The organism is Pseudomonas sp. S06B 330 (assembly GCF_002845275.2).
Taxonomy (GTDB): Bacteria; Pseudomonadota; Gammaproteobacteria; order Pseudomonadales; family Pseudomonadaceae; genus Aquipseudomonas.
This window is the reverse complement of the sequence record NZ_CP088149.1, coordinates 850258-876974: the sequence shown is the minus strand read 5'-3', so window position 1 is coordinate 876974 and position 26717 is coordinate 850258. Positions and strand designations below refer to the sequence as shown.

Genomic DNA, 26717 nt, shown 5'->3' with positions numbered 1-26717 from the left:
TTTAGTGGACACACTAAAGCTGTAGCTTACAGAAAAACGCTTTTTTGGTCTACCACTGATGTGCCTGAAAGGCGCAGGAATGCGACAGGGCGTCGCTAGGAGAGCGGAAGATCGTTGGCAAGGCTTGCGCCTACAGCATTCGCTGGCGACTTCTGCGGGAGCTGGCCTTACCAGCGATGGGCCGCTGGGCGGCCCCGAACAGCAATCAACGCAGGTCGAGCACGTCCTGCATGTCGTACAGGCCAGGCTCGCGCCCGTCCAGCCATAGCGCGGCACGCACCGCCCCCTTGGCGAAGGTCATGCGGCTCGACGCCTTGTGGGTGATCTCAAGGCGTTCACCATCAGCGGCGAACAGCACGGTGTGATCACCGACCACATCACCCGCACGCACGGTGGCAAAACCGATGGTCTGACGATCGCGGGCACCGGTCTGACCCTCACGACCATAGACCGCCACTTCCTGCAGGTCACGCCCCAACGCATTGGCAACAACTTCACCCATACGCAGCGCAGTACCCGACGGCGCATCAACCTTGTGCCGGTGGTGAGCTTCGATGATCTCGATGTCGACATCATCACCCAATACCCGCGCCGCCATATCCAGCAGCTTGAGGCTGAGGTTGACGCCGACACTGAAGTTGGCAGCAAAGACAATCGGAATGTCCTTGCCCGCTTCAGCCAGCAGCTGCTTTTCTTCGACACTGAAGCCTGTGGTGCCGATGATCATGGCCTTGCCCGCCTTGCGGCAGAACGCCAGGTTCTTCAGGGTCACCGAAGGGTGGGTGAAGTCGATCAGCACATCGAACTCATCGGCAACTTTCGCCAGGTCGTCGGACAACAGCACACCGATGCGCCCCAGCGCCGCCAGCTCACCGGCATCGGCACCCACCAGGGTGCTGTCCGGACGATCAATAGCTGCAGTCAGCCCGGCACCCGGAGTCTGCTGCACCGCTTCGATCAGGGTCTTGCCCATGCGCCCTGCCGCACCCATTACCGCTATACGTCGCATGCCCTATTCCTTCTTACAAGTCGCCGAAGAAGCGCTTCACGCCTTCGAACCAGCCATTGGCTTTCGGCGAATGGGAACTGTCACCTTCCAGCGAGTCACGCAGCTCTTCGAGCAGCTCACGCTGACGACGACTGAGATTGACCGGGGTTTCCACGGCAACGCGGCACATCAGGTCACCCGCACCACCACCGCGAACCGGCGCAACACCCTTGCCACGCAGACGGAACTGCTTGCCGGTCTGAGTCCCTTCCGGAATCTTCAGCTTGACCCGGCCATCAAGGGTCGGCACTTCCAGCTCGCCACCCAGGGCAGCATCGGTGTAGCTGATCGGCACTTCGCAGTACAGGTGCTTGCCGTCACGCTGGAAGATCGGGTGTTCGCGCACGTTGATCACAACGTACAGATCACCGGTCGGACCGCCATGGGAACCAGCCTCACCTTCACCAGACAGGCGAATACGGTCGCCCGTGTCGACCCCCGCCGGCACCTTGACCGAAAGGGTCTTGTACTCTTCGATACGCCCTTCACCGTGGCAAGAGCCGCACGGATCAGTAATGATTTTGCCCTGGCCATGGCAACGTGGGCAGGTCTGCTGAACAGAGAAGAAGCCCTGCTGCATGCGCACCTGACCAATACCACCACAGGTCGGACAGGTCGAAGGCGACGAGCCTTTCTTGGCACCGGAACCGTCACACGGTTCGCAGTTGACCAGCGTCGGCACACGGATATTGACCGTGGTGCCACGCACCGCCTCTTCCAGGTTCAGCTCCAGGGTGTAGCGCAGGTCGCTGCCACGCTGGGCACCGCCACGACCACCACCACGGCCGCCACCGAAGAAGTCGCTGAACACATCGCCGAAAATATCGGAGAAGTTCGCGCCACCAAAGCCGGCACCGCCGCCACCCATGCTCGGATCGACGCCTGCATGACCATACTGGTCATAGGCCGCGCGCTTGCTGGCATCGGAGAGCACTTCATAAGCCTCGTTGGCTTCTTTGAATTTCTCTTCCGACTCTTTGTCATCAGGGTTACGGTCCGGGTGATGCTTCATCGCCAGACGGCGATAGGCCTTCTTCAGGTCCGCTTCACTGGAGCCGCGCTCAACTCCCAGAACTTCGTAATAGTCACGCTTTGCCATAAGTCTTTTGCACTCTTGAGGACGTTCGGCAAACCTCTGCGCTTTCCGCGCTGTGCCGCCAGCACCCGCCTAATTCCCCTCCAGGAGGCCTGACAGATGCTGTAAAAATTCGGGTATTCCAGACACGCCAACGCGGGAGCAAGCCCCCGCGCGGCGACATCCTACCAGCCAACCACTAAAAAGCAGTCAACCGGCCGACAACCTGTAGCAATTACTTGTTGTCTTTGACTTCTTCGAACTCAGCATCGACGACGTCGTCGTGCTTAGGTTCTTCAGCCTGCTGCGCGCCAGCTTGTGGCTGTTCGGCCTGCTGCTCGGCGTACATTTTCTGAGCAACTGGAGCCGACACTTTCGACAGCTCTTCAACCTTGGCTTCGATGGCAGCCTTGTCGTCGCCTTTGACAGCGGCTTCCAGGGCAACCACAGCAGCCTCGATTGCAGTCTTCTCTTCGGCAGTGACCTTGTCACCCGCGTCAGCGACCATCTTGCGAGTCGAGTGAACCAGTGCATCACCCTGGTTACGGGCAGCGGCCAGCTCTTCGAACTTGCGGTCTTCTTCCGAGTTCGCTTCGGCGTCGCGGATCATCTGCTGAATTTCTTCATCAGACAGACCCGAGTTGGCCTTGATCACGATCGACTGGGTCTTGCCAGTAGCCTTGTCTTTGGCGCCTACGTGCAGAATGCCGTTGGCGTCGATGTCGAAGGTTACTTCGATCTGTGGCACGCCACGTGGTGCTGGTGGAATCTCAGCCAAGTCGAACTTGCCCAGGGACTTGTTCTGCGCAGCCTGTTTACGCTCACCTTGCAGCACGTGAATGGTCACAGCGCTCTGGTTGTCATCGGCAGTCGAGAACACCTGCGACTTTTTGGTCGGGATGGTGGTGTTCTTCTCGATCAGCGCGGTCATCACGCCACCCATGGTTTCGATACCCAGGGTCAGCGGGCTGACGTCCAGCAGCAGTACGTCTTTGACGTCACCGGCCAGTACTGCACCTTGAATCGCTGCACCCATGGCAACCGCTTCGTCCGGGTTGACGTCCTTGCGTGCTTCTTTACCGAAGAAATCGGTAACTGCCTTCTGCACCAGTGGCATACGGGTCTGACCACCGACCAGGATCACGTCGTCGATCTTGCTGACGTCGATACCGGCGTCTTTCATCGCGATGCGGCATGGCTCGATGGTGCGCTGAACCAGGTCTTCGACCAGCGACTCCAGCTTGGCGCGGGAGATCTTCACGTTCAGGTGCTTAGGACCGGTGGCATCTGCAGTGATGTACGGCAGGTTGACGTCGGTCATCTGACTCGAGGACAGCTCGATCTTGGCCTTTTCAGCAGCCTCTTTCAGGCGCTGCATGGCCAGCGGATCACCCTTGAGGTTCATGCCGCTTTCTTTCTTGAACTCATCGACGAGGTAGTCGATCAAGCGAATGTCGAAGTCCTCACCACCGAGGAAGGTGTCACCGTTGGTGGCCAATACTTCGAACTGGTGCTCACCATCGACTTCGGCGATTTCGATAACCGAAACGTCGAAAGTACCACCACCGAGGTCATAAACGATCACGGTGTGATCGCCTTTAGCCTTGTCCATACCGTAGGCCAGAGCGGCTGCGGTTGGTTCGTTGATGATACGTTTTACGTCCAGACCCGCGATACGACCGGCATCCTTGGTGGCCTGACGCTGGCTGTCGTTGAAGTAGGCCGGAACGGTGATGACCGCTTCGGTAACAGGCTCGCCGAGGTAATCTTCGGCGGTCTTCTTCATCTTTTTCAGGATCTCAGCCGAGATCTGTGGCGGCGCCATTTTCTGGCCGTTGACTTCGACCCAGGCGTCGTTGTTGTCAGCCTTGACGATCTTGTACGGCACCATCTGGATGTCTTTCTGCACGACGTCTTCTTCGAAGCGACGACCGATCAGACGCTTAACCGCGTACAGGGTGTTGTGCGGGTTGGTGACGGCCTGACGCTTGGCCGACTGACCAACCAGAATCTCGCCATCGTTGGCGTAGGCGATGATCGACGGCGTGGTACGCGCGCCTTCAGCGTTCTCGATAACTTTGACGTTGCCGTTTTCCAGGATGGAGACGCAGGAGTTGGTGGTCCCCAGGTCGATACCGATGATTTTGCCCATGTTAACTCTCCCGAAACTTGAATTTGGTTGCCGCAGCAGTGGTGGCTAACTGCGGTAATACTTGAATGCTTGACACCTAAATGGGGGCGCCTGAAACGATTTCAAGCCTGCTCGTCAATCGACGGCGAAACCGCTGCAGGGGCCTTGCTGACCACGACCATGGCCGGGCGCAGCAGGCGACCATTCAGTTGGTAGCCCTTCTGGAACACTTTGAGCACGCTGTTGGGCTCGACTTCAGCGCTTTCCTGCATGGCCATGGCCTGATGGTGCTCGGCATTGAAAGGTTCGCCGTGCGGGTCAATCGCCTCGAGGTTGTAGCGCTTGAGCGTGTCGTGGAACATCTTCAAGGTCAGCTCGATGCCTTCACGCATTGGGCGAATGCTCTCGTCTTCAGCGCTGGACAGCTCCAGGCCACGCTCGAGGCTATCGATGACCGGCAGCAGGTCACCGGCAAATTTTTCCAGCGCGAACTTGTGCGCCTTCTCGACGTCCTGCTCGGCACGACGGCGAACGTTCTGCAGGTCAGCAGCGGTGCGCAGGGATTGATCCTGGGCCGCCGCCAGCTGCTCTTCGAGCACCTGCACGCGGGCGCTCAGGTCTTGTGCGCCAGTTTCTTCGGCGTTCAGATTCTGTTCATCCAGCTGTTCGTCAGCCATAAAATCACTCCTCTCGAATTGTGTCAGCGAGCTGAACTCGCGTTTCTGTCGGCTATATGGGGTCGTAAAACCCAGGTTCAAGGGGCAAAAAGCACAGTTGGCCGATTCATTCATAACCCATCGACATCAGAATCACGTTCAGATAACCAAATCGAACTAAGCGCAGCCATTGTCAGCGGATTTGAAAACACTGTATAAATAACCAGACTTCACGCCTGGGAGCCGCCCCAATGCTGGTGCACCTGTCCGTACACAACTATGCCATCGTCGAACACCTGGACCTCGAGCTAGCTCGGGGGATGAGCGTCATCACCGGTGAAACCGGGGCCGGCAAATCGATCATGCTCGATGCCCTGGGCCTGACCCTGGGTGATCGCGCCGACAGCGGCGTGGTGCGTCCCGGCGCCGACAAGGCTGACATCCTCGCCACCTTCGACCTTGCCGACATCCCCGAGGCGCGCACCTGGCTGGCCGAGCGCGACCTGGACAACGACGGCCCGTGCATCCTGCGCCGGGTAATCACCGCCGAAGGTCGCAGCCGCGGCTACATCAATGGCACACCCTGCCCTCTAGGCGACCTCAAGGCGCTCGGCGAGTTGCTGATTGATATCCACAGCCAGCATGAACACCAATCACTACTCAAGACCGACACCCACCGCCGCCTACTTGACGAGTATGCCGGTGCCAGCGACCTTGCCCGCCAGGTGCAACTGGCCGCCCAGCGCTGGCGCCAGACGCGTCAGGAACTGGAGCGGCTGTCCAACTCCGGCGACGAACAACGGGCACAGCACCAACTGCTCAGTTACCAGCTCGAAGAACTCGATAATCTCGGCCTGGGTGAAAACGAACTGGAGCAACTGGAGCAGGAACACAAGAACCTGACCAACGCTGAAGCACTGTTCGGCATTTGCCGCCAGGTGATCGACCACTGCAGCGAAAGCGACTCGGGCAACGTGCTCAACGCCCTGACCGCCAGCCTCAATCGCCTGACCGCCGTGCAGAATGCTCCCAAAGCGCTGGGCGAAGCCGCGAACATGATTGCCAGCGCGCAGATCCAGGTAGAAGAAGCTGTCGGCGAACTGAACCGCTTCCTTGATCACTTCGATGCCGACCCGGCACGCCTACAGCAACTCGAAGAGCGCCTGGACAGCATCTATACCCTCGCCCGCAAACACCGGGTTCATCCAACCGAGCTGGCCAACCTGCAACAACGTTTAATGGATGAGCTCGAAGGCCTTAATGCCAATGACGAGTCCATCGAGCGCCTGGACGACGAACTGGCCGCCTTTGCCCGCCACTACCAGGACAAAGCCGGCGAACTGAGCGCCTTGCGCGTCCAGGCCGCCAGCCAGTTGGCAACGGCGGTTGAGCAAGAAATTCAGCGCCTGGGCATGCCCGGTGGCCGCTTCAGTATCCAATTGCATGCCAATAGCAGTGACGAACTGTCGCCTCACGGCCTGGAGCACGTAGAACTGTTGGTCAGCGCCAACCCTGGTCAGCCGCTAAAGGGCCTGGCCAAAGTCGCGTCCGGGGGAGAGCTGTCACGCATCAGCCTGGCTATCCAGGTGATTACCGCGCAAACCTCGCGCATCCCGACACTGGTGTTCGACGAAGTCGACGTGGGAATCGGTGGCCCCACTGCCGAGATCGTCGGTCAATTGTTGCGGCGTCTGGGCGAACGCGGGCAGGTCTTGACGGTAACCCACCTGCCACAAGTTGCGGCGCAAGGCCATCATCACCTGTTTGTCCATAAGGTGCGCAACAGCAATGCGACCCACACTGCCGTGGCCAATCTGGGCAAGCGCGAGCGCGTCGAAGAAGTCGCGCGGATGCTTGGCGGTATCGACCTGACCAAGGAATCCCTGGCCCACGCCCGCAAAATGGTGGTCACCAGCAAGGCCTGATGCCCCAGAAAACACAAAGGCGACCCTAGGGTCGCCTTTGATGCAGTACAGCAAGAAACGTCTGCTTACTTTTTCTTGCGCACGTACAGGACCAGATTATGGTCAACCAGCTCGAAACCATGTTCGGCAACGATTTCTTTCTGACGCTTTTCAATCTCGCTATCGAAGAACTCGATAACTTCGCCAGACTCCACGTTGACCATATGGTCGTGGTGGCCGCCGTCGGCCAATTCGAACACGGCGTGACCGCCGTCGAAGTTGTGGCGCACGACCAGGCCTGCGGCTTCGAACTGGGTCAGAACACGATAAACCGTGGCCAGACCGACATCCTCGCCTGCCTCCATCAGCGCCTTGTAGACATCCTCAGCACTCATGTGACGCTGCTCGGTAGAGTCGAGCATCTGTAGAATTTTTACTCGAGGCAGTGTCACCTTGAGACCGGCTTTGCGCAGTTCGCTATTTTCAACCATGGTCAGCTTTCTCGCCGATGCTGCTTCGCAGCTTCTCTGAATACGGGTATGATCGGGGTTTACGTTGTCCAGCCAAGATAGTGGAAGTCGCCCACCGATGCAAAACACCAAGCTCTTGCTAACCAGCCTCACCCTTGTGGGACTGCTCGCACTCGCCGGTTGCTCGTTCCCCGGGGTTTACAAAATCGACATCCAGCAGGGCAATGTCGTCACGCAAGACATGATAGACCAATTACGCCCCGGAATGACCCGTCGGCAAGTAAGGTTTATCATGGGCAACCCGCTGATCCAGGATACCTTCCACACCAATCGTTGGGATTACCTGTACAGCCTGCAACCTGGTGGCGGTGAACGCCAGCAGGAGCGCATGAGCATCTTCTTCAACGAGAGCGATCAGTTGGTCAGCCTGTCTGGCGACTTTATGCCGGGCGTCAGCCGCGACCAGGAAATCCTCGGTGGCAGCGGCGACACCAGTGTCAGCCCTGCTCAACCAGGCACTGAACAGGTTGAACCGGTCAAGGAAACCCCGGCCAAGCCAGGCTCCCTTGAAGAGAAGATCCAGAACGAAGTCGATACCATCGAAACCATTCCAGTACCGACTCCAGCCCCACTGGAAACCTCGCCGCAGTAAGTACACTGCAGGTAAAGAAAAGCCCGGAGATTCCGGGCTTTTTTGTTTCTGCTGTTTCAGCGCTTGGCTTTCTTGAATACTCGCGCCACCTTGGCTGCACGCTGCTTGCGCACCTCCTTGGGGTCGACCAGTAGAGGCCGATACAACTCGATACGATCCCCGTCGGCAACGACCTGCTGCGCAGCCTCGGTGAAGACCTTGCCGAAGATGCCAAGTGGGCACGCCTCTACATCCAGGCCCGGCACGTGCTCAGCGAGCCCCGACAAGCGCACCGCCTCTCGCAGCGTGGTCCCGGGCGCCACCGCTACAGCCAGCAGCCATTGCTGCTCAGCCGTCGCGTAGACCACCTCAACCTGCAGCAGACCCTCAGCCATTGAGTTGCTTGGCCCGCTGACAAAAGGCATCGACCAGAGTGTTGGCAGCCTGATTGAACAATGGCCCGAGGGTTGCCCTCACCAGCGGCCCGGCATAGTCGAAGGACAGGTCCAGGCTGATCTTGCAGGCCTTCTCCCCCAGAGGCTTGAAAATCCACAAGCCGTGCAACTGGTTGAACGGGCCCTCCTCCAGGTTCATCTCGATGGATTGACCCGGCACTAACACATTGCGAGTGACGAACTTCTGGCTCATGCCACCTTTGGCCACTTCCAGGCTGGCACGCATCAGCGTGTCACTGACCTCCAGCACGGTGGTGGACGAGCACCAGGGCAAAAACTCCGGATAGCCTGCAACATCGTTGACCAGGTCGTACAACGCCTGGGCGGGATAAGGCAGCAGGGCCGAACGTTGAATATGAGTAGTCATCCAGGCGTCACTTCCAAAGCTGAGCGGCAAACACAACCAGAATGCCGAGGGGCGCCACATAGCGCATCAAGAAGAAAGTCAGAGCAAACAGCAGCGGGCTGCGCATGGCCAATTCATCGCGCACCGCTTCACGCCCCATGATCCAACCAGCGAATATCACAAAGCACAAACCACCCAGCGGCAACATGATCCGCGAGGTGAAAAAGTCGATCACGCCGAAGAAGTCCAGCCCGCCGCTCGCCCCCCATTGGTAGAGCTGAAAGCCGCTGCCATCGTTCACGAAAAAGCGTGCCTGCTGCCAGATATTGAACGAAAACACTGTGCCCAGGCCAACCAGCCAGCAACTGAAGGCCAGCCAGGTGGTGATCCAGCCACGTCGCACACCAGTGCGCTCGACCAGATAGGCAACCATAGGTTCGAGCAGGGAAATCGCCGAACTCCAGGCTGCTACCGCCACCAGAACAAAGAATACGACGCCCATCAGTTGGCCAAAGGCCACATTACCGAAAGCAAACGGCAAGGCAACGAACATCAGGCCGGGCCCCTCACTCGGGTTCAGGCCGGCGGCAAACACAATCGGGAACAAGGCCAAACCCGCCAGCAGTGAGACGAAGGTGTCGAGTAGGGCCACAGCGACGATGGTGCCACCGATGGAAGCACCTTTAGGCATGTAAGCGCCGTAGATCAGCAACGAGCCAACCCCGACACTCAACGAAAAGAAGGCATGCCCCATGGCCGGCAACAACCCATCGAGCAGACGCGAGGTGTCGAAGTCGAACATGAAATGCAGCCCTTGCATGAAGTGCCCGGTGGTCAGGCTGTAACCAAGCAGGATCACCAGCAGCAAGAACAGCAGCGGCATCATGATGCGCAGACTCTTCTCAAGCCCGGCGACCACGCCACGGGCAATCACCAGCGCCGACAGCAGCATGAACAGGCTATGCCACAGCACCAGACGCCAAGGGTCGCTGATCACACCATTGAAGTAACTGCCGACCTGGTCAGCCGTTACGCCCTGGAAGTCGCCCTTACCCATGTTAATGATGTAATCGAACGACCACCCACCGACCACACTGTAGAACGACAGGATCAACAGCGCCGTGATCATCCCGGCGAAGGCCCACCAGGACCAGCGCGGTGAATGCCCGGCCTCCAGCGCCAGGTCACGCAAGGCATTGGCCGGACTCTGCCGGGTGCGGCGACCGATCAACGTCTCGGCGAGCATCACCGGAATACCGATCAGGGCAATACAGGCCAGAAACACCAGGACAAAGGCACCGCCACCGTAGACGCCGACCATGTAGGGGAACTTCCAGATACTTCCCAACCCCACCGCAGCACCGGTTGCCGCCAGTACAAACACCCAGCGACTGGCCCAGCCACCATGGACAGAAACCTTGTCCGTCGACATCAACACGCTCAACTGTGGAAAAAAAGAGCGCGCATTGTCCGGGATTCAACTCACAGGCTCAAGGCGCACTGCTACCCCGTAGCCGACAACGCAACGACTGCCTATAATGCCGCCCCTATGGCTAAACAAACGAAACATCCGACAGGGACCATCGCGCAGAATAAAAAGGCGCGACACGATTACTTCATCGAGCACAAGTTCGAGGCCGGATTGGTCCTGTCCGGTTGGGAAGTAAAAAGTCTGCGTGCCGGCAAGGCGCACCTGACCGACAGTTACGTGGTGCTCAAAGATGGCGAGGCCTGGCTGATGGGCAGCCATATCACGCCGCTGACGGCCGCCAGTACGCATGTCATTGCCGACCCGACACGCACCCGCAAACTGCTGCTCAACCGCCGTGAGCTGGAGCGCCTGCATGCTGCCGTGCAGCAAAAGGGCTACACCTGCGTAGCCTTGTCGATCTACTGGAGCAAGCACTTGATCAAGTGCGAGATCGCGCTCGGCAAGGGCAAGAAGGAATACGACAAGCGCGACACCCAGCGCGAGCGTGACTCCGATCGCGAGTTGCAGCGCGCAGTGCGCAACAAGGGTCGGGAAGACTGACTCTGCTGAAGCATCGGCAATGCTAACTCCCGCAGATTGCTACGCTCTCTGTGGGAGTCGGCCTTGCCAGCGCAGCCTTGCCAACCCTGACTAGTGCCCGCTCCGCCGCTCCGCTCTCGCCACCCGCTGCACTTCCTGACGCACCTCGTCGAGCACTTCCTGCACATACAAAATGTGTCGACTGGAAATTTCTCGCGCGTCCTCGGCACGCCCTTCGACAATCGCCTGATACAGATCGCGGTGCTGACCGATCAGCATGTCACGGGTTTCTGCGCGCTGCTTGTACATACCACCAATGTTGGTGACCACGTTGCGCTTGAGCAGGTCGAACAGGCCGCGAATGGTGTGCAACAACACGGCATTGTGGCTGGCTTCGGCAATGGCCAGATGAAAACGCGCGTCGGCCGCGCCCTCTTCCGCCCGACTGACTTCATCCTGGCGGGTGTAGCAGTCCTGCAGGGTATCGAACGCCGCCTTGAGGCGTTGACGATCAGGCTCTGTCGCCCGAGTCGCCGCGTAATAGGCACATGACGCTTCCAGGGTATGACGAAACTCAAGCAGATCACGCTGGGCTTCAGGATTGCTTTCCAGCAATTGCAGCAACGGGTCGCTAAACGTCGAGCCCAGTGACTCAGCTACATAGTTGCCGCCACCCTGGCGACTGACCAGCAGCCCCTTGGCCACCAGCTTTTGAATCGCTTCGCGCAACGACGGTCGCGACACGCCGAACTGTTCGGCCAGGGCCCGCTCGGCAGGCAGCCGCTGACCGGCACTCAGGGTGCCTTCAAGAATCATCCCCTCAAGCCGTTCGACGATATCGTCGGATAAACGGCGTTGGCGGACCTGATCAAAAACCATCACATACTCTCCACAATCCCGAGTGCGTTCGGGGCTGTCTATTCTGGCGCATCCGCACTCTGCCGACACCCATCAGATGGCAAATTTCCGTACTACTCAGCCCCTTCTTCCGACGTTCGCCCGACAAAAGTTTTACCGGGACAAATTGACACACCCGCAGCGAGGCTTTTAACCTAGCGCCTCGACATTGTAAATTGGTCTTACCAATTATCCAATGCCAGTGCTGACCAACAACAATTAGGGGCCACCCCATATGCAAACCTGGCAACAGCTCTACAGTCCGCTTGGTAGTCTTGGCCTGTCCGCGCTCGCGGCAGTCATCCCGATCGTGTTCTTCTTCCTCGCCCTGGCGGTGTTCCGTCTCAAGGGTCACGTCGCCGGCAGCATCACCCTCGGTTTGTCGATCCTGGTGGCGATCTTCGCCTTCCAGATGCCTGCCGACATGGCTATTGCAGCCGCCGGTTACGGTTTTGCCTACGGCCTGTGGCCTATTGCCTGGATCATCGTTGCCGCGGTGTTCCTCTACAAACTGACAGTCAAAAGCGGCCAGTTCGAAGTGATCCGCAGCTCCGTGCTGTCGATCACCGATGACCAGCGCCTGCAGGTGCTGCTGATCGGTTTCTGCTTTGGTGCCTTCCTCGAAGGTGCAGCTGGCTTCGGCGCACCAGTAGCGATTACCGCTGCCCTGCTGGTCGGCCTGGGCTTCAACCCGCTGTACGCCGCGGGCCTGTGCCTGATCGCCAACACCGCACCGGTGGCCTTCGGCGCCCTGGGTATCCCGATCATCGTTGCTGGCCAAGTAACCGGTATCGACGCCTTCAAGATTGGCGCCATGACCGGCCGCCAACTGCCATTGCTGTCGCTGTTTGTGCCGTTCTGGCTGGTGTTCATGATGGACGGCCTGCGCGGCGTCAAAGAAACCTGGCCTGCAGCCCTGGTGGCCGGCCTGAGCTTCGCCGTTACCCAGTACTTCACCTCGAACTTCATTGGCCCGGAACTGCCGGACATCACCTCAGCTCTGGCCAGCCTGATTTCCCTGACCCTGTTCCTCAAGGTCTGGCAGCCCAAGCGTTCGTTCACTACCGCCACCGGCAGTGTCGGCGCCGCCGTGGTCAATGGCGGTGGCAGCCAGCCTTCACCTTACAGCTTCGGCGAGATCTTCAAGGCCTGGTCGCCGTTCCTGATTCTCACCGTGCTGGTCACCATCTGGACCTTGAAGCCGTTCAAGGCGGCCTTCGCGGCTGGCGGCTCAATGTACAGCTGGGTGTTCAACTTCGCGATTCCGCACCTTGATCAGTTGGTAATCAAGACCGCACCGATCGTCGCCACCCCGACCGCGATTCCGGCCGTGTTCAAACTCGACCCGATTTCCGCCACCGGCACCGCGATTTTCTTCTCGGCGCTGATCTCCATGCTGGTGCTGAAGATCAATTTCAAAACTGGTCTGACCACTTTGAAGGAGACCTTCTTTGAGCTGCGCTGGCCAATCCTGTCGATTGGTATGGTGCTGGCCTTCGCCTTCGTCACCAACTACTCGGGCATGTCTTCGACCATGGCCCTGGTATTGGCGGGTACTGGCGCAGCCTTCCCGTTCTTCTCACCATTCCTTGGCTGGCTGGGTGTGTTCCTGACCGGTTCCGACACCTCGTCCAACGCCCTGTTCAGTTCGCTGCAGGCCACCACGGCGCACCAGATCGGGGTCAACGACACCCTGCTGGTCGCGGCTAACACCAGCGGCGGCGTGACCGGCAAGATGATCTCGCCACAGTCGATCGCCGTTGCCTGCGCGGCTACCGGCCTGGTCGGCAAGGAATCGGATCTGTTCCGCTTTACCCTCAAACACAGCCTGTTCTTCGCCACCATCGTCGGCCTGATCACCCTGATCCAGGCTTATTGGCTGACCGGCATGCTGGTTCACTAAAGTGACAGAGGCCGGGCGCCTTTCAGCGCGCCCGGCATCCGCCCTTTCAATCGACGCAGCGAGACCTCATGATCATTTCTGCCTCTACCGACTACCGCGCCGCAGCTCAACGCAAGCTGCCGCCGTTTCTGTTCCACTACGCCGACGGTGGCGCCTACGCCGAGTACACGCTGCGTCACAACGTCGAAGACCTGGCCAGCATCGCCCTGCGCCAACGCGTGCTGAAGAACATGTCCGAGCTGAGTCTTGAGACTCAACTGTTCAACGAAACACTGAGCATGCCGGTGGCCTTGGCCCCAGTCGGCCTGACCGGGATGTACGCCCGTCGCGGTGAAGTCCAGGCCGCACGTGCTGCTGCCGCCAAAGGCATTCCCTTCACTATGTCGACCGTATCGGTGTGTCCGATCGAGGAAGTGGCCCCGGCCATCGACCGGCCGATGTGGTTCCAGCTCTACGTCCTCAAAGACCGCGGCTTTATGCGCAACGCCCTTGAGCGCGCCAAAGCGGCTGGCGTCACTACCCTGGTGTTCACCGTGGACATGCCCGTACCGGGTGCCCGCTACCGTGATGCACACTCGGGCATGAGCGGCCCGAATGCACCGCTGCGCCGCGTCTGGCAGGCCATGACTCACCCACAGTGGGCACTGGATGTAGGTTTGCTGGGCAAGCCCCATGATCTGGGCAACATTTCCACCTATCGCGGCAGCCCTACTGGTTTGGCCGACTACATCGGCTGGCTGGGCGCCAACTTCGATCCGTCGATTTCCTGGAAAGACCTGGAGTGGATACGCGAGTTCTGGGACGGTCCGATGGTGATCAAGGGCATCCTTGATCCGCAAGATGCCAAAGACGCGGTGAAATTCGGCGCCGACGGCATCGTCGTGTCCAACCACGGTGGTCGTCAGCTCGACGGCGTGCTGTCCAGTGCTCGCGCCCTGCCGGCCATTGCCGACGCGGTGAAGGGTGACCTGAAGATCCTCGCTGACTCCGGCATCCGCAGCGGCCTGGACGTGGTGCGCATGATTGCCCTAGGCGCGGACACCGTATTGATCGGCCGTGCATTCCTGTACGCGCTGGCCACCGCCGGGGAAGCCGGGGTGAAGAACCTGCTTGAGCTGTTCGAGAAAGAAATGCGCGTGGCCATGGTGCTGACTGGCGCCAAGACCATCAGCGAGATCACCCGTGACTCGCTGGTACGCGAACTGGGCGCCTGATTGCCGCGCCCGCACCAATCACCGCCTGATTGACCGGGGCACACGGCGCGCCAGACGCCGCGGCCCCGCGAGGAGATTGCATGAGTCTGCCCGCCGCGTTCCTCGACACGGTTGAACACCTGATCCCCCGCGAGCGGCGTTTCGACGACCCGCTCTCGACCCTGGCCTTCGGCACTGACGCCAGTTTCTACCGCCTGATTCCCAAGCTTGTGATCCGCGTCGAGAGCGAGGATGAAGTCGCCACCCTGCTCAAGGCTGCCCACGCTGAGCAGGTTGCGATCACCTTCCGTGCCGCCGGCACCAGTCTGTCCGGGCAAGCGGTGAGTGACTCGGTATTGCTGGTGCTGGGCGACAACTGGAACGCGCGCGACATTCGCGACGGTGGCACGCAAATCCGCCTGCAGCCGGGTGTCATCGGTGCCCAGGCCAACGCCTGGCTGGCGCCGTTCGGGCGCAAGATCGGTCCCGATCCGGCCTCGATCAATGCCTGCAAAATCGGCGGTATCGTCGCCAACAACGCCAGCGGCATGTGCTGTGGTACCGCGCAGAACAGCTACCACACCCTGGCCGGCATGCGCCTGCTGCTCGCGGACGGCACCTTGTTCGACAGCGAACTGCCGGACAGCGTCGTGCGCTTGCAGCAAAGCCATGGCGAACTGCTTGCACAACTCGGCGAACTGGGTCGACAGACTCGCGCCAATACCGAATTGGCGGCCAAGATCCGTCACAAGTACCGCCTGAAAAACACCACTGGTTTATCGCTCAACGCGCTCGTCGATTACGACGAGCCTGTGGATATCCTCACCCACCTGATGGTTGGCTCCGAAGGGACCCTCGGCTTCATCAGTGCGGTGACCTACAACACCGTGCCGGACCATCCGCACAAGGCCAGTGCACTGATCGTCTTCCCCGATGTCGAGACCTGCTGCAAGGCAGTGCCCGTGCTCAAGCAGCAACCAGTGTCTGCGGTAGAACTGCTCGACCGCCGCAGCCTGCGCTCGGTGGAGAACATGCAGGGCATGCCGGAGTGGGTGAAGAGCCTGTCCGCCGGTGCCTGTGCGTTGCTGATCGAGTCACGCGCCGCGACGCAATCGCTGCTGCACGAACAGTTGGCACATATCAGTGCCTCCATCGCTGAGTTCCCGGTGGAAAAGCAGGTTGATTTCAGCGAAGACCCGGTGGTCTACAACCAGCTCTGGCGTATCCGCAAAGACACCTTCCCGGCCGTCGGCGCGGTACGCGAAACCGGCACCACAGTGATTATCGAAGATGTCACCTTCCCCGTCGAAAAGCTCGCCGAGGGTGTCAATCGCCTGATCGCGTTGTTCGACAAGCACGGCTACGACGAGGCGATCCTGTTCGGTCATGCCCTGGAAGGTAACTTGCACTTCGTCTTCACCCAAGGCTTCGACTCGTCAGAACAAGTGACGCGCTATTCGGCCTTCATGGATGACGTCGCGCAGCTGGTTGCCGTGGAGTACGGCGGCTCGCTCAAGGCCGAGCACGGCACCGGACGCAACATGGCGCCCTTCGTCGAGCTGGAATGGGGGCATGACGCCTATCAGCTGATGTGGCAACTCAAGCGCCTTCTGGACCCAGCCGGCATCCTCAATCCAGACGTGGTGTTGACCGACGACCCGCAGCTGCACCTGAAGAACCTCAAGCCCTTGCCTGCCGCCGACGAGATCGTCGACAAGTGCATCGAATGTGGTTTCTGCGAGCCGGTGTGCCCGTCCAAGGGGCTGACCCTCAGCCCGCGCCAGCGTATCGTTATGTGGCGCGACATCCAGGCGAAAAAGCGCGCCGGTAGCGATACTCGCCAGCTAGAGCGTGACTACCAGTACCAAGGCATCGACACCTGCGCCGCAACAGGTTTGTGCGCACAACGCTGCCCGGTGGGCATCAATACCGGCGAGCTGGTGAAGAAACTGCGCGGCCAGGTCGCTGGCCATGTGAAGACCGCCGATTGGCTGGCGGAAAATTTTCACACCGCACTCAGCGGCGCACGCTTTACCTTGCAGGCCGCCAACGCTGCGCGCAAGTTGCTCGGAGCACCGCGCTTGAGTCGCCTTAGCAGCCGCCTCAGCAAAGCCAGTCACGGCCGCGTTCCGCAGTGGACGTCGGCCATGCCGCAGCCGCTCAAAGCCATCTCACTGAGCCCCGCGAGTAACGATGCCCGACCTCGGGTGGTGTACCTGGCCGCCTGTGTGTCGCGGGTAATGGGCCCGGCAGCGACCGACCGTGAACAAACCTCATTGCTCGACAAGACCCGCACCCTATTGGAAAAGGCGGGCTATCAAGTAGTCTTCCCGGAGAATCAGGACAACCTGTGCTGCGGCCAACCCTTCGCCTCCAAGGGGTATGCCGAACAGGCCGAACACAAGCGCCAGGAGTTGATCAACGCCCTGCTGCATGCCAGCCGTGGCGGGCTTGATCCGATCTACTGCGACACCAGCCCCTGTACCTTGCGCCTGGTTCAGGACCTGGCTGAAACCCGCCTGGACCTCTATGACCCGGTGCGTTTCATCCGCACTCACCTGCTCGACAAACTGGAGTTCACGCCTCAGGACGAACCGATTGCAGTACACGTGACCTGCAGCACCCAACACCTGGGTGAAAGCCAGGCGCTGATCGACCTGGCCCGGCGCTGCAGCACACAGGTGGTGATTCCTGAAGGTATCCACTGCTGCGGCTTTGCCGGTGATAAAGGCTTCACCACGCCAGAGCTCAATGCCCACTCGCTGCGTAGCCTCAAGGATGCGGTGCAGTATTGCGGTGAAGGGATTTCCACCAGCCGCACCTGTGAGATTGGTTTGTCGAACCATGGGGGTATTGATTATCACGGCTTGGTCTACTTGGTGGACCGCGTTACCCGACCTCGAGCCATCTGAAGTCATCGGCACCGTGTCAGCTTTGGCGCGGTGCCAGTCAGATCTATCAATTCCATCTGAACCCCAGCAACACAGTGCAGTCCACCCTGATAGAGGCCTCATACGAGGCTGTCCTAGCCAAGGAGACTCACATGAAGCGTACTGCGATTTCCGGACTGTTCTTTGCCGCCGCACTGCTTGCCTCCCCTGTGTTCGCCGCCGAAGACCTGTGTACCCTCAATTTGCAGAAGATCAATGATGCCACCGCCACGGCAGGCGCTGGTGCCTCAGCCGAAAGCACCGATCAGGAGGTCATGGGTCAGGTCAAGGATGCCAAGGCTGCACAGGCCGCCGGCAATACCAAAGACTGCATCGCCATTACCACCAAAGCCTTGGACACCCTTGAAAAAGCCGACAAGAGCAGCAATGGTGGTAGTGGTCAGTAACGCCTCAACCGGGCGGCGCCAGACCAGCAGTCGACGTCGCCTGAGCGATGGCGTATACTCGACCTCAAGCGTTGAAAAGCGCTTACAGCTAGAGCGCAACAAATGGGGCCGATTAGGATTCGACGCCGGTAGTGAAACTCTAGGTGCATGCCGAGTTGGTAACAGAACTCGTAAATCCACTGTTGCAACTTTCTATAGTTGCCAATGACGAAAACTACGAGGGTTACGCTCTCGCTGCGTAAGCAGCTGAGCCCGCTCTCCTGGTAGCTTCGGCTCCAGCAATCACTAGGGGATGCCTGTAAACCCGAAGTGATTGTCATACAGAACAGGATCGCCGTGCAGTACGTTGTGGACGAAGCGGCTAAAACTTACACAACTCGTCCAAAGCACCCTGCCCGTCGGGCGGCTGCGGATTAACTCAATAGACACGGCTAAGCATGTAGTACCGACAGCGGAGCACTGGCGGACGGGGGTTCAAATCCCCCCGGTTCCACCAAATTTACATCTAAAGACGTCCACGGACGTCTTTTTTTGTGCCTGACATTCAGCAAAACCAAGGCTTTAGGGGCCAACGTCATTGATTCTGGCTTAGCGGAATATGGCGTACCACGTAGTCGAGCAATATCTTCAGGCTTTCCTCGACCGAAATTTTTCCAGTATCGATCACCAATTCAGGATGCTTCGGCGCCTCGTACGGCGCACTCACCCCCGTGAATTCAAGCAGCTTACCGGCGTGCGCCTTTTGGTATAGCCCCTTGGGGTCACGGGCTTCGCAGGTCGCCAGGTCTGCCGCGATATGTATTTCGTGAAACATTGGCCCGACCGCCTCACGCGCACGCTCGCGATCCTTGTAGTAGGGGGAAATCAAGGCGGTGATACAGATCAATCCGGCATTGGCAAACAAGCTGGCAACCTCGCCCACGCGGCGGATGTTCTCGCTCCGATGTTCGGCACTGAAACCTAAATTTGCATTCAAGCCTTTGCGCAGATTGTCACCATCGAGCACATAGCAGCTATAGCCCAGCTTCGTCAGCGCTAGTTCCAATGCCATGGACAAGGACGACTTGCCCGAAGCGGACAGCCCGGTAAACCACAGCACCGCGCCGCTGTGGCCGTAATGCGCGTTACGGTCCGACGCACTCAGGGCGTGCGGCACGCTTGTCAGGTTGTTATTCATGGTTTGTACTCACCGAGCACGGTAGAGGGGTTAATAGCAGTTCAGGCCAGCGCCGGGCCCAGTCGCTGTCATGGGCCATACCTGGGACGATCTGGCTGCGTGCACAACGGCTGGCCGTTGCGCGGACAAAATTTTGCGCGACCTGCGCCGGCACGACACGGTCATCGCCACCGCTGAAGTGGAGCTGCACGATAGACGAGACCTGCGGGGCAACGTCGATGGCATTGAGCGATTCAGGCATGGCCGAGACGTTATGCAAACGATTGACTTGCACGTGGTCCAGGTTACCGGCCACCGTGCGCAGCGAGGCAATGTCATGACGCCGGGCGGCAATCAAAATCGCCAGCGCCCCACCGCCCGAATAGCCGACCAGGTGAACGCGCTGTCCCGGTACCCGCGCGCAGTAACGGCTCAGCGCCTGGTTCATGGCCACGACGACTTCCTCGGCAAATCGCTTGTCGGTCCAGTAGGCTCGGCCGCAACGCGGGCTTTGCACTAACGGCGTGAATTGGCAAGGGCGTGCCAGGTACACGACGTTGGCCGCCGGGTCCACCGATGCCAGTGTCAAAGCCAGGGCCTGATGTGGCGTGGGGTTGTCCGAGGGCACCGTGCGCGAGCGCCAGGCCTTACCATCGCCCTCGATATAGACGGTCAATGGCAGATCCGGACGACTGATCCGGTAAAAACTGGTCAGCACGAAACCGTCGGTTTCGACCCGCTCACGCTGCAAGTGGCCGGTGAGCGCCAGGCTCTCGGCGTGCCGGTTCGGATCGGCACAACCGCTCAATCCTCCTAGCGCCACACTCACGCACGTGAGTACCGCGACGAGACAACGCGACAACGACGCGCTCGAACTTTTCACGCTTCACCTGATATGCCGCTCATAGGGGGCCTTTAAATCGGAAGTAAGACTATCTTGTACAAAAGGCGTTCGCTCTCTAGCGCTGGCGAACCTGAACGCCCATTGCCTATCACAGACAATGGGCGTTCAGGCTAAGCGCTGTTAGCCGATCAGAAGTTCCAACGCACCTGTACATCACCGGTATTGGCGGTGTAACCACTCGCCGCCTCCAGGGTGTACTTCGCCGACACGCTGAGGGCGCTACTTTGCAGCAGAGTCACGCCCAGTGTCAGCACGCCAGTGTCATCAACCGGCTTGACGCCCAGGTTGCTGAAGCTGGTGGCCCCTGCCGTGTCAGCGGCAAAGTTGGCGACCGACTGCAGACGGGTGTCATGGTACTCATGACGCCAGATCAACTGCGCCGACGGCACGACGTTGCCGTATTCAGTTGCGTAGGAGCGCTCCAGCTTGGCGCCCAGGTCGCTTTTCAGCGAGTGAGTGCTGGTGGAGTCCACATCCAGTGCCGCGCCATTGCCGCCTTCTTCGCTGAAGCTGTCTTGCTCCAGCGTGGTGTAGGTCAAGCCGCCAATCGGCGTCAGCACCGTATGGGAACCGAGGTTGATCGGGTAACCGACCTGGGCTGCAGCGATGTACTGCATTCCGTCATGCTCGCCCTTGGCCGTGCCATTGAAGCCAGGGAAGTTAACGTCACGCTGGGTGTCGTATTGGTGCTGGATCGCCCCTATCGACAGGTCCAGGTACCACGGATTGGCCGTATAGCTGGCATAGCCGAACACACCGTAAGACTTCACGTCGGCAGAGCTGCCAGCGTTATCGCCGTCGCTGTTGACCGTAGTCTGGGTGTAGCTGAACAGGCCACCGGCCTGCCAGCTGTCGTTGAGCGCCGTGTCGGCACCAATGAGCATGCCACTGTAATGGCTGGTATAGCCGGCGATATTATCACTCTCGCTCAGGCGCGAAGAACCGCCGAACGCCTGCCCCCACAGCCCGGAATTGCTGGCGGCTTCACCCGTGGCGATACCGCTGCCGGCCATGTCGTTCTGCGCAGTGCGCATCCCGTCCAGGCGTGCCGCCGTGACATTGAGCACTTGCACCGTGGACGCCATGGACGCCTGAGTCGCGGCCGACACGGTCGCCGCTGGGCTCAACTGCGCACCGGCCTTATTACCCTCAGCCGAAGAGCCAAGGGCGGCGGCAGCGTTGAACAGGTTCATCAACGGCGCATCGTAGCCGTTGTAGTTGAACAGCCCGGAGAGCGTTGCCATCCCGCTGGTGGTGGTCGCGCGATTGATCGGACCACTGGATGGCCCGTCAGGTGGCGGTGGCGTGACGTCAGGGGGTGGTGGTGTGACGTCAGATGGTGGTGGTGTGACGTCAGATGGTGGTGGTGTGACGTCAGATGGTGGTGGTGTGACGTCAGATGGTGGTGGCGTGACGTCAGATGGTGGTGGCGTGACGTCAGGTTGCGTAGCACCGCCCAATGTGACCAACAACAGGGTATTGCCGCCGCTGTCTACACTGGTACCGGAGGCGTTATAACCCGCTACTTTGTAGCGCAGGCTGCTGGCGTTATATTCGGTGTCAGGGGTGGCCGCCTGAATCACCACGTAGCGTTGACCCTGAGCAAAACCGTAGCTGCCCAGGCGCTGCAAGCCGATCGTGGAGCCCGAGGCGATGTTTGCCTTCCCGCTGACCACCAGGCGGCCATAGCCGCTGTCAGTGCTGGCATTACCGGTGGTCACGGCATTGTTGGCCACTCCGAGAATCAGGCTGGCATCGGCGCCCTGGTGGTAATTGCCAATGATATTAAGTGCATTGTTGACCTGCAGGACGCCGGTCGAATCATTGGTGACAGTATGAGTGCCGACGTCGATGTGGTCATTGAGCAACTGGTTACCCGGGCCAAACACCACGTTCGACCTGGTGTTGCTGATCTGGCCGATGTTGTCTGCCCCCACACCTGTGCCAGCACTGGAGCCCGTCAGCCTGCCGAACAGCGAGCCCGTGCCGCCGTTGATTATCAGGTCCTGCGAAGAATAGTTCATGATCTCACCGGAGATGATACCGGTGTTGGCTATGGCGCCGAGCCCGCCGTTCGATGAGGTATTTACAATTGCGTTTTGACCGCTGATGAGGCCACTGTTGTTCAGTGCACCGATGGTGCCGGAGTTGACAATGCCGTGACCACTGGAGATGGTGCCACTGTTGTTGAGCGTAGTGATGGTACCCTCGTTAGAAATGCCTATTCCTGTGCCCGAAATCGTACCATCGCCATCGTTGCTCAGGGTGGTGATAGTGCCGTCGGCGGCGTTGAAAATTCCAGAAACACCTCCAATTGTGCCCGCGTTGCTCAGCGCATCGATGGCGCCCTCATTTTTAATGCCTAACCCGCCATAGATAGTGCCGCCGGCATTATTGCTCAGTGTGGTGATAGTGCCGACGTCGGTGTTGAAAATACCAATGTTACCTTCGATATAACCTGTGTTGTTCAGGGCATCGATGATACCAATGTTACGAACCCCCGCGGCAGAACTGTCAAGCGGGTTGCCAACAATATGGCCTCCTGCGTTATTGTTCAGTCTGTTGAGGGTACCTTTGTTGAGAATGCCGTTATAACCGCTGATGGTACCGCTGTTGGTGATGGTGGAATTACCCGATGCGTCAATGCCGTCGCCGTCTATGCCCCTTTCGCCATTGTTGCCGCGTCGGCCGTCTGAGCCGTCTGTACCGCCAAAGATATATCCTTTACCACTTTCACCTCTTTTACCTCCTACACCTGCTGCACCTCCTATGCCCTGGGCCCCGCCAGTGCCGCCTTTAATAATCCCAGTGTTGACCAACACCATGTCGGAACCACTGACGCCAGCTCCACCGTTGCCCCCGTTGCCACCGTTGCCACCGTTGCCACCGTAGCCACCCCTGCCACCCTTGTTAGAATATCCACCACGACCACCAACACCACCACTACCGCCGGCACCACCAGCAGCGCCATCAGCACCATCGCCCCCAGTAATGCTGCCATTGTTGGTCAGCGTGAAGTTGTTGCCTGTGACGCCGGCACCACCGGAGGAGCCCACCCCAGCGCTAGCACCGGCACCACCGGCGCCACCAGCGCCACCAGCGCCATAAGGGCCACCAGCACCACCATTACCGCCATTGCCCCCAGCGCCCGCCGATACAACGGCAACACCCGCACCACCGCTTATGCTGGCATTGTTCGTGAGATTGAATCCGCTGCCACTGATTCCCGCTAAACCATCGCTCGGGGCAGAGTATTGGCCCTTTGAGCCCGACGTGCCGTTACCGCCCGCGACGGCATAACCACTGGAGTTCGCGCCATCCGTTCCCGAATCGCCATCCGTTGCAGACCCACCGCTACCCGGATCGCCAGTGAACTGGCCCGAAATCGTGAGGGTGATCGCGTCTCTATCTGGACCGTTCAATGACAACGATTTGCCGCCACCCACCAGGTCGCCACCGGTAATTGCCAGGGGAGCGAAAGCGTTCAGCGTCGTTGGGCCGTTACTAAATACGTCTAGGTCCCCGTCCAGGGTAATCATTGTCACTCCCGGATCGATGCTCACCGTCCCATTGTTTTTTAGTTCATCGTGCAGGGACCCCAGACCGGAACCCGCCCCCGTAGTGACGTCATAGGTCGTCGCCCACACTGAAGAGGCAATTCCCAGCGACAACAAAGCCAGTGGCCAGACGGCTCTTTTAGCGCATCGTTTCGACGCGCGAGTGCCCGACCCGGTGACGGCTACAGTGCCGCCACACGCCTTAGACTTGGCAACTTCAGAAACGACTTGCGGCGCCCCCAACCTGCTATTCCATACCAACCGATAAATGGCCTTGTTCATACGTGCAACCTATGTTTTGTTATTTTTTACCGGGGCGTTCAAAGAATCTTGACCCCGTGTGGGTTGTGCTGAGGGTGTTGCCAGAAAGCGTCACGGCTAAAGCGCGCAAATACATCAGGGGGCAGAATGGTCGAGCGGCTGGCGGCCTGTACGCTGGGCATGACGTCGTGTAGCCCAGGCGTGCCCGCCCGTTGATCGAACTCGCGAGCGTTGAACTGAACGTTGTCTGCGTTGTGCTTGAAGGGCGGCTCATCGATAAAGGCATAGATGCCGTCGAGGACCGCCTGCGGGTTGTCGACCAAACTCTCATAGCGCACCAACAGCAAACGGCTGGCGTGTGCGCCGTAAAACGCCTCTTTGAGGGCGTTGTAGGGGTAACCGAGCATGCCGTCGGCGTTGGCCACGCCATCGGTACGGCTATACACCGTGCCACCGGCCTGGTAGTTGAAAAGGACTGAAGGTGAGAGTGTATTGCGTTGGATCAAACGCTCGATGCTATCAATGATCCACGGCACCTCACGTACGCAGGCAATCACCTTGCTGCTCGGAAAAAGGCTGTGCAGCAATGCCATGCGTGAGCACCAGGCGCGATTACTGTCGAAGATCACCGACGCCGAATATTCCTCGCCATAGTACTGATCAAACAACCCGCGCATGATGCGTTGACGTTGCTGATCGGAAATAAACAGCGAATATTCGTTTTGCCCGCCCATGCCATTGAGCAGGTCATTGACCAGACCGGCCAAAGGGCTACTCATGTGCGCATGAAAGCGCGGATTTTGGCGCAACAGGGCCGACAATAACGTCGAGCCTGAACGGGGCAAGCCGGAAATGAAATGCATCGGGCGCCCGGAGTAAGTCATGTCGTTCATCCCCACGAACCACAAACAGGTACTAAACATTCAACTAGGCAAACCCACTGACCAAGCAGATCACCATTCTCAGGCGCGGCTTACCCCTCTGCGTCGGCATAGCCAAGCGCTGCCGTAGTAATGCATCTGCTCGACAAATTGGCTCTGAAATAGGTTGAACCGCCTGCCGCGGAACGATGAAAAATGCTGAAAACTTATGAAATACATTCTTTAAGCGCTGGCTCTTGCCCGCACATGGAGAAATAGGGACGCCTGCACGAAGATGACAAGTGCCTGGCAGCAGACGAGATTCAGAGCCCCAGAAAAGGACCGGAAGGGTTGTACGTTCAAGCTCAAAACCAAGGGGAAAACTGGCGGCACTCGCAAAGTAGATCAACCGACAGCGCAACAGCCGTGCATGCTCTTTATTCGCGCAGGCTCAGGCGCCGCGAGCCCGCGACTTCAGGAGGCCGAATGGAGGTACTTGTAGGGGCAGTGCCGATCATCCAAAAAAGGCCGGTGCATGCATTGCACCGGCCTCTTCATAACAACACCAAGGGCGCCTTACCAGCCGCCAGGCAACCAACCCAATGCACTGGCAATCGCATAAGCCATGCTGCACAGGTAAAGAATCACCACCATCACCTGAATCAGTGGGTGGGCAATCCAGCCACACTGCCAAGCCGGCACGATGTCACCGTTCTTGCGCGCCGAGCGCAGCATCAGGATCGGCATGATCGACAGGATCACACCGCTGAACACACCGGCAAAGTACAGCGCGTTGACGAAGCCAACCATGCCGCTATACGCCAGGATGAATGGCGGTACACAGACGATGCCCAGTACCAGCAGACGGTTCTTCGGGTTGCTTTCCGAGCCAAGGCTTTTGAACTTGTCGAAAATGTTGGTCAGGAAGCTACCGCCCAGCCCCCAGTACGAGGTCATCATCGCGCACAGGGCAAAGGTGTTGGCGGTGTAGAACGCCCATTGGCCCAAGGCCTGGCCCCACGCCAGCGTGGCCACTTCAGTCTGGTTTTCCAGGCCGTTGAGGGCAATCACCGACATCGGCACGATAGCCAGCAGGATGAAGGTGATGACCATCCCGGTGATCACTGCGACAGGCAGGCGCTTGGGCGCATGGCTGAAACCACGGGCCATTTCCGGCACCACGTACTGCGCCGAGAAGCAGAACACGGCAATGTTGAACACCGGAATCATGTAGATCCAGCTGCCGTCGAACAGGTTGCCGAAGTCAGTTTTTTCGTTGATCAGGGTCGCTGCAACCAACACCAGGGTCATCGAGACCATGCCGATGCTGATGAACTTCTCACCCTTGCCGATGGCCTTCAGGCCCAGGTACAAGACAAATGCCGCCGGCAGGAAGAACAGCAAGCTGCCCAAGGCCGGGCTGATGCCGAAGAACTCGCTGAGGATCTTGCCACTGCCGCTCATGTAGGCCGTCAGGGCGCCGATGCTGTTGACCGCCACCGACAGGAAGATCGCCCAGGCACCGAAGGAACCGACATAGCGTTGCGCCAGGCCACTCAATTGATGGTGGCTACGGGTACGCAAGGTGGTTTCCGACACATAAAGCATGGAAATGGTGGTGAAGACGCCCGCCACCGCCAGCCATAGCAGCAGAGGCATGTAACCGGCCAAACGGCTGGCATAGGCCATCGACAGTACGCCAGCACCAATGTTGGTGCCGACGATCATCGCCACAGCCTCAACGAAGGTCAGGCGTTTGACCTCCAGGCCCGACGATTCGGTAACGGACGCGTCAGCACCGCCCACGGCGGTGTTGGGGGTTGCACTCATGATCACACTCACTACGTATTTATATTTATTACCGGATGCACCTGAAGCGATGCGTCACAGGCCCATTGGGCGCTGTGCCATGGATTTCTCGA

Annotated in this window: 21 protein-coding genes and 1 other RNA gene; 8 read left to right on the top strand and 14 right to left on the bottom strand. The window is 59.2% G+C overall.

The window, feature by feature from the left end:
• Nucleotides 1–205: 205 nt before the first annotated feature.
• The 4 genes from dapB to grpE all read right to left on the bottom strand — a co-directional run bounded on the left by dapB (nucleotide 206) and on the right by grpE (nucleotide 4931).
• The gene (gene dapB / locus CX511_RS04165; RefSeq protein WP_045182748.1) at nucleotides 206–1009 is read right to left on the bottom strand and encodes a 4-hydroxy-tetrahydrodipicolinate reductase; all 804 of its coding nucleotides are present in this window, start codon (nucleotides 1007–1009) and stop codon (nucleotides 206–208) included.
• A gap of 13 nt (nucleotides 1010–1022) precedes the next feature.
• Nucleotides 1023–2147 carry a molecular chaperone DnaJ gene (gene dnaJ, locus CX511_RS04160; protein WP_045182746.1) on the bottom strand — a complete coding sequence of 375 codons (1125 nt, stop codon included), beginning with the start codon at nucleotides 2145–2147 and terminating at the stop codon, nucleotides 1023–1025.
• A 211-nt stretch (nucleotides 2148–2358) separates the two neighbouring features.
• Nucleotides 2359–4275, bottom strand: coding sequence for a molecular chaperone DnaK (dnaK, locus tag CX511_RS04155; protein ID WP_045182744.1), 1917 nt, complete (start codon nucleotides 4273–4275; stop codon nucleotides 2359–2361).
• A 101-nt stretch (nucleotides 4276–4376) separates the two neighbouring features.
• Entirely contained in the window at nucleotides 4377–4931 is a 555-nt protein-coding gene (gene grpE, locus CX511_RS04150) for a nucleotide exchange factor GrpE (protein WP_045182742.1), read from the bottom strand.
• A gap of 230 nt (nucleotides 4932–5161) precedes the next feature.
• Between grpE and recN the strand changes: the two genes are divergently transcribed.
• Nucleotides 5162–6835, top strand: coding sequence for a DNA repair protein RecN (gene recN / locus CX511_RS04145; protein WP_045182740.1), 1674 nt, complete (start codon nucleotides 5162–5164; stop codon nucleotides 6833–6835).
• Between the two features lie 65 nt (nucleotides 6836–6900).
• Here the strand turns inward: recN and fur are convergent, their stop codons facing one another.
• On the bottom strand, nucleotides 6901–7305 hold the full coding sequence (gene fur / locus CX511_RS04140) for a ferric iron uptake transcriptional regulator (RefSeq protein WP_028944541.1): 405 nt from the start codon (nucleotides 7303–7305) through the stop codon (nucleotides 6901–6903).
• A gap of 97 nt (nucleotides 7306–7402) precedes the next feature.
• On the opposite strand from fur, the gene CX511_RS04135 reads away from it, so the two are divergent.
• Complete coding sequence (locus tag CX511_RS04135) at nucleotides 7403–7936, top strand: outer membrane protein assembly factor BamE (protein WP_045182738.1); 534 nt, start codon at nucleotides 7403–7405, stop codon at nucleotides 7934–7936.
• Between the two features lie 56 nt (nucleotides 7937–7992).
• On the opposite strand, the gene CX511_RS04130 is transcribed toward CX511_RS04135, so the two are convergent.
• Genes CX511_RS04130 through CX511_RS04120 form a run of 3 tightly spaced genes read right to left on the bottom strand, consistent with a single transcriptional unit; the run spans nucleotide 7993 to nucleotide 10148 of the window.
• Entirely contained in the window at nucleotides 7993–8310 is a 318-nt protein-coding gene (locus tag CX511_RS04130) for an RnfH family protein (RefSeq protein ID WP_045182735.1), read from the bottom strand.
• Nucleotides 8303–8737: a type II toxin-antitoxin system RatA family toxin gene (locus CX511_RS04125; RefSeq protein ID WP_045182733.1), complete on the bottom strand. Its 435-nt coding sequence runs from the start codon at nucleotides 8735–8737 to the stop codon at nucleotides 8303–8305. The genes CX511_RS04130 and CX511_RS04125 overlap by 8 nt, the downstream gene beginning before the upstream one ends.
• A gap of 7 nt (nucleotides 8738–8744) precedes the next feature.
• Complete coding sequence (locus CX511_RS04120) at nucleotides 8745–10148, bottom strand: sodium-dependent transporter (protein ID WP_045182731.1); 1404 nt, start codon at nucleotides 10146–10148, stop codon at nucleotides 8745–8747.
• Between the two features lie 117 nt (nucleotides 10149–10265).
• Between CX511_RS04120 and smpB the strand changes: the two genes are divergently transcribed.
• Nucleotides 10266–10748, top strand: coding sequence for an SsrA-binding protein SmpB (smpB, locus tag CX511_RS04115; RefSeq protein ID WP_045182729.1), 483 nt, complete (start codon nucleotides 10266–10268; stop codon nucleotides 10746–10748).
• A 90-nt stretch (nucleotides 10749–10838) separates the two neighbouring features.
• On the opposite strand, the gene CX511_RS04110 is transcribed toward smpB, so the two are convergent.
• A complete protein-coding gene (locus CX511_RS04110; RefSeq protein WP_045182727.1) occupies nucleotides 10839–11606 on the bottom strand; it encodes an FCD domain-containing protein in 768 nt (255 codons plus the stop codon).
• 253 nt (nucleotides 11607–11859) lie between these two features.
• On the opposite strand from CX511_RS04110, the gene CX511_RS04105 reads away from it, so the two are divergent.
• The 5 genes from CX511_RS04105 to ssrA all read left to right on the top strand — a co-directional run bounded on the left by CX511_RS04105 (nucleotide 11860) and on the right by ssrA (nucleotide 18553).
• Nucleotides 11860–13527, top strand: coding sequence for a lactate permease LctP family transporter (locus CX511_RS04105; protein ID WP_045182725.1), 1668 nt, complete (start codon nucleotides 11860–11862; stop codon nucleotides 13525–13527).
• Nucleotides 13528–13595: 68 nt separating this feature from the next.
• The gene (lldD, locus tag CX511_RS04100; RefSeq protein WP_045182724.1) at nucleotides 13596–14741 is read left to right on the top strand and encodes an FMN-dependent L-lactate dehydrogenase LldD; all 1146 of its coding nucleotides are present in this window, start codon (nucleotides 13596–13598) and stop codon (nucleotides 14739–14741) included.
• An 80-nt stretch (nucleotides 14742–14821) separates the two neighbouring features.
• Nucleotides 14822–17632, top strand: coding sequence for an FAD-binding and (Fe-S)-binding domain-containing protein (locus CX511_RS04095; RefSeq protein WP_045182722.1), 2811 nt, complete (start codon nucleotides 14822–14824; stop codon nucleotides 17630–17632).
• A gap of 131 nt (nucleotides 17633–17763) precedes the next feature.
• Nucleotides 17764–18057, top strand: a complete 294-nt coding sequence (locus CX511_RS04090) for a PA2433 domain-containing protein (RefSeq protein ID WP_045182719.1) — start codon at nucleotides 17764–17766, stop codon at nucleotides 18055–18057.
• A 104-nt stretch (nucleotides 18058–18161) separates the two neighbouring features.
• Nucleotides 18162–18553, top strand: a transfer-messenger RNA (tmRNA) gene (gene ssrA / locus CX511_RS04085).
• A 78-nt stretch (nucleotides 18554–18631) separates the two neighbouring features.
• On the opposite strand, the gene cysC is transcribed toward ssrA, so the two are convergent.
• The 5 genes from cysC to CX511_RS04050 all read right to left on the bottom strand — a co-directional run bounded on the left by cysC (nucleotide 18632) and on the right by CX511_RS04050 (nucleotide 26625).
• Nucleotides 18632–19234: an adenylyl-sulfate kinase gene (gene cysC / locus CX511_RS04080; protein WP_101292257.1), complete on the bottom strand. Its 603-nt coding sequence runs from the start codon at nucleotides 19232–19234 to the stop codon at nucleotides 18632–18634.
• Nucleotides 19227–20096 carry an alpha/beta hydrolase family protein gene (locus CX511_RS04075; protein ID WP_231353369.1) on the bottom strand — a complete coding sequence of 290 codons (870 nt, stop codon included), beginning with the start codon at nucleotides 20094–20096 and terminating at the stop codon, nucleotides 19227–19229. The genes cysC and CX511_RS04075 overlap by 8 nt, the downstream gene beginning before the upstream one ends.
• A 149-nt stretch (nucleotides 20097–20245) precedes the next feature.
• The gene (locus CX511_RS25400) at nucleotides 20246–23956 is read right to left on the bottom strand and encodes an autotransporter domain-containing protein (protein ID WP_220639101.1); all 3711 of its coding nucleotides are present in this window, start codon (nucleotides 23954–23956) and stop codon (nucleotides 20246–20248) included.
• A 38-nt stretch (nucleotides 23957–23994) separates the two neighbouring features.
• Entirely contained in the window at nucleotides 23995–24828 is an 834-nt protein-coding gene (locus tag CX511_RS04055; protein WP_231353366.1) for a sulfotransferase family protein, read from the bottom strand.
• A gap of 543 nt (nucleotides 24829–25371) precedes the next feature.
• Nucleotides 25372–26625: an aromatic amino acid transport family protein gene (locus tag CX511_RS04050; protein ID WP_045182705.1), complete on the bottom strand. Its 1254-nt coding sequence runs from the start codon at nucleotides 26623–26625 to the stop codon at nucleotides 25372–25374.
• Nucleotides 26626–26717 lie beyond the last annotated feature (92 nt).